We start from the raw sequence: 3,048 nt of genomic DNA, 5'->3' as shown, positions 1-3,048 counted from the left end.
TCGGAGGCCCAGTCGGAGGGGCCGGGGGCGCGGTCGGTGGCGGGGTCACCGGGTTCGAGGAATCCGGTGCAGGCGGTTCGGGGAACGGGGGATTCGTCATGTTCTGTCCTGTCGACGGGGTGAGAGGTCACGCGCGCGCGGTTCCGGTAGCCCCGAGCGTAGCGAGGGCCCTCCGCTCGCACCATCCCCCCACGATGCGCGGGCCGTGGGCCGGGGCGGGCTCCGGTTCCTGCCCTTCCGTCGACCTGCGAGCGGGCGTAGCGTGCGGGTATGTGTCGGAACATCGTCCCGTTGAACAATCTCGAGCCCGCAGCGACCGATGAGGAATGCCACGACGCCGCCCTGCAGTTCGTGCGCAAGATCGCCGGGACCACGGCGCCGTCCCGAGCCAACCAGACCGCCTTCGACAGCGCGGTCGGCGAGATCGCCCAGGTCGTGAGCCGTCTTCTGAGCGAACTCGTGACCACCGCGCCACCGAAGAACCGCGAAGACGAAGCAGCGAAGCGGCGGACGAGATCCGCGGAGCGCTACGAGGCGATCCGGGTCTTCCAACAGGAGAAGCGTGCCGCCCGCGCGGGAGGGTAGGGGAGGCACCGTCGGCGGCGGCGACACCGTATGCCAGAATCGACATACCCCGCTCGACTTTCCCTGCGGTCGCGGTGTTGAAGGCGCCGAGATCGCGTCACCGATCCCCATCGGTCAGGGAACCTCCCCAAGGAGAGCTGTAGAAAATGTCTGAGGATTCTCCTCGCGTACTCGTCGTCGATGACGATCCGGACGTCGCCCTGCTCGTGAAGACCGTGCTCGAGCGGCGCGCCGGGTGCATCGTCGATGTCGCCGGAGATGGCCTGTCGGCGGTGGAGCGCGTCGCCGCCATGCGCCCAGACGTCGTCGTGACCGACATCTGGGCGCATGGCGGGGCTCAGCGGTCTCGAGCTGCTGGCCGAGCTGCGGCGCACGGTGCCCTCGGTTCCCGTCGTGGTGATGACCGCCCATGTCTCCGTCGAATACGCGGTCTCCGCATTGCGGGCGCAGGCCGATGAGTTCCTGACCAAGCCGCTCGACAACGGCAAGCTCGTCGAAGCGGTCATGCGTCTCGTCGAGGAGGGCCGTCGTCGTCGAGAAGAGGCCCGCAAGCCCGAGCGGGTGCTCGCGATCGGAGCGCACCCCGATGATGTCGAGATCGGCGTCGGAGGACTCCTCGCCGCGCATGCCAGGGCTCAGGACGAGATCACGATCCTCACTCTCTCCCGCGGAGCGCGAGGGGGAGATGCCGACAGTCGGCAGAACGAGTCCCTGGCGTCTGCCGACATGCTGGGCGCCCGTCTCTTCCTGAAGGATCTCGTCGACACCGAGATCTCGGGAGGCGGCTCCACCGTCCGGATCATCGAAGAGGTCGTGCAGGAGATCCAGCCGACGATCGTCTACACCCACTCGAGCCACGACCGCCATCAGGATCACCGCGCCGTGAGCGAGGCGACCATCGTGGCCACGCGGCGCGTGGGAACGGTGGCGTGCTACCAGAGCCCGTCATCGACGATCGACTTCCGCCCCACGCGATTCGTTCGCATCGATAACTTCCTCGACGACAAGCTCCGGCTGCTCGAACGCTTCGGCTCCCAGACCGCGAGTCGTGACTACCTGGAACCCGAGTTCGTCACCGCGACGGCGCGGTACTGGTCGAGGTTCGGCGGGGGCACCGCCGTCGACCCCCTGGAAGTGGTGCGCGAGACAGCCGAGTTCATCGGCGCCCACGAACTCACGCGACGGGAGAGCTGATGACCAAGCGGGTGCTGGTGACGGGTGCGGGCGGACCGGCGGGTGTCGCCGTCATCCGGTCGCTGCTTCGTCGATCGGATCTGACCGTGTTCGCCGCCGACATGGACGGCTGGGCGAGCGGCATCTACCTCGTGCCTCCGGCGCAGCGTCGGCTGGTGCCGCCGGGGAGGGATGACGACTTCGTGCCGGCGATCGCCCGGATGGTCGCGGAAGACGACCTCGACCTGGTGATCTCGACCGTCGACGTCGAACTCATCGCCCTCGCGGGTCGGCGCGACGAGCTGGCCCCCGCCGTCCTGGCAGCGCCCTCGGCGGAACAGTACGAGAACCTGCGCGCCGTCGTCGATGCGCACTGCCCGGTGCTCGACCTGTTCGCCGCGCCCGTTCCGACCTCGAGCGTTCTCGCCTGAGCGGAGTTCGGAGCATCGTGGCTCCGCCTGATAGCCTGGTCGGCTCGGCATGCGCGGGCGGAAGGACGGCCACGCACCGTGGGCTCTATCGATGTATCCAGCGTCTCCTTGACGCTCCCTGACGGCAGACCGCTTCTCGATGAGGCGAGCTTCCGTGTCAGCGCCGGCTCGACGAGCGCGCTGATCGGCCCGAACGGCGCAGGGAAGACCACCATGCTGCGGATCATCCGCGGTGACCAGGCCGCCGATGACGGCGTCGTCACGATCGACGGCGGGCTCGGTGTCATGGACCAGTTCGTCGGCCACGGCGAGGCCGGGGAGACGGTGCACCAGCTTCTGGTGCGCGTCGCCCCTGCGCGCATCCGCGGGGCGGCCGAGGCGCTCGAGTCCGCCGAGAACGCGCTGATCGAACGCGACGAGCACGACACGCAGATGGCCTACGCGTCGGCGATCGCCGAGTACGCGGATGCGGGCGGCTACGAGCACGAGACCGTCTGGGACCAATGCACGATCGCAGCCCTCGGTGTGCCGTACGAGCGCGCCAGGTATCGCGAGCTCACCACCCTCTCCGGCGGAGAGCAGAAGCGGCTCGCGCTCGAGGCCCTGCTGCGCGGCCCGGATGAGGTGCTGCTTCTCGACGAGCCGGACAACTACCTCGACGTGCCCACCAAGAGGTGGCTGGAGGAGCAGTTGCGGCAGACCTCGAAGACCGTGTTGCTGGTTTCGCACGACCGGGAGCTGCTCGCACGCGCCGCCGATCGGCTTATCACGCTCGAGCCCGGAGGCGCCGGCGCCACGGCCTGGGTGCACGGCGGCGGATTCGGCACGTACCAGCAGGCGAGGACCGACCGGATGGACC

The 3,048-nt window shown here is 68.9% G+C and carries 4 protein-coding genes and 1 pseudogene; all 5 read left to right on the top strand.

The window, feature by feature from the left end:
- The first annotated feature begins 270 nt into the window (after positions 1–270).
- Positions 271–585, top strand: coding sequence for a DUF2277 domain-containing protein (locus KZA10_RS10910; protein WP_218682892.1), 315 nt, complete (start codon positions 271–273; stop codon positions 583–585).
- Between the two features lie 146 nt (positions 586–731).
- Positions 732–845 (top strand): annotated as a pseudogene (locus KZA10_RS18065) (hypothetical protein); the annotation flags it as partial.
- Between the two features lie 67 nt (positions 846–912).
- Complete coding sequence (locus tag KZA10_RS10905) at positions 913–1,779, top strand: PIG-L deacetylase family protein (RefSeq protein WP_256934730.1); 867 nt, start codon at positions 913–915, stop codon at positions 1,777–1,779.
- Positions 1,779–2,189 (top strand): hypothetical protein, encoded by a 411-nt coding sequence (locus KZA10_RS10900; protein WP_306300809.1) that lies wholly within the window; start codon positions 1,779–1,781, stop codon positions 2,187–2,189. Before KZA10_RS10905 ends, KZA10_RS10900 begins: the two co-directional genes overlap by 1 nt.
- Before the next feature lie 78 nt (positions 2,190–2,267).
- The coding region (locus tag KZA10_RS10890) for an ATP-binding cassette domain-containing protein (RefSeq protein WP_218682891.1) at positions 2,268–3,048 on the top strand (781 nt) is incomplete at its 3' end.

Source organism: Microbacterium sp. BF1 (assembly GCF_019279095.1).
GTDB classification, from domain to species: Bacteria; Actinomycetota; Actinomycetes; order Actinomycetales; family Microbacteriaceae; genus Microbacterium; species Microbacterium maritypicum.
This window is presented reverse-complemented; position numbering and strand designations above follow the sequence as displayed.

What these genes read in the sequence shown, in the direction of transcription:
- KZA10_RS10910 (WP_218682892.1), top strand. Translation starts at nt 271, where the DNA reads ATGTGTCGGAACATCGTCCCGTTGAACAATCTCGAGCCCGCAGCGACC.
- KZA10_RS10900 (WP_306300809.1), top strand. Translation starts at nt 1,779, where the DNA reads ATGACCAAGCGGGTGCTGGTGACGGGTGCGGGCGGACCGGCGGGTGTC.
- KZA10_RS10905 (WP_256934730.1), top strand. Translation starts at nt 913, where the DNA reads ATGGCGGGGCTCAGCGGTCTCGAGCTGCTGGCCGAGCTGCGGCGCACG.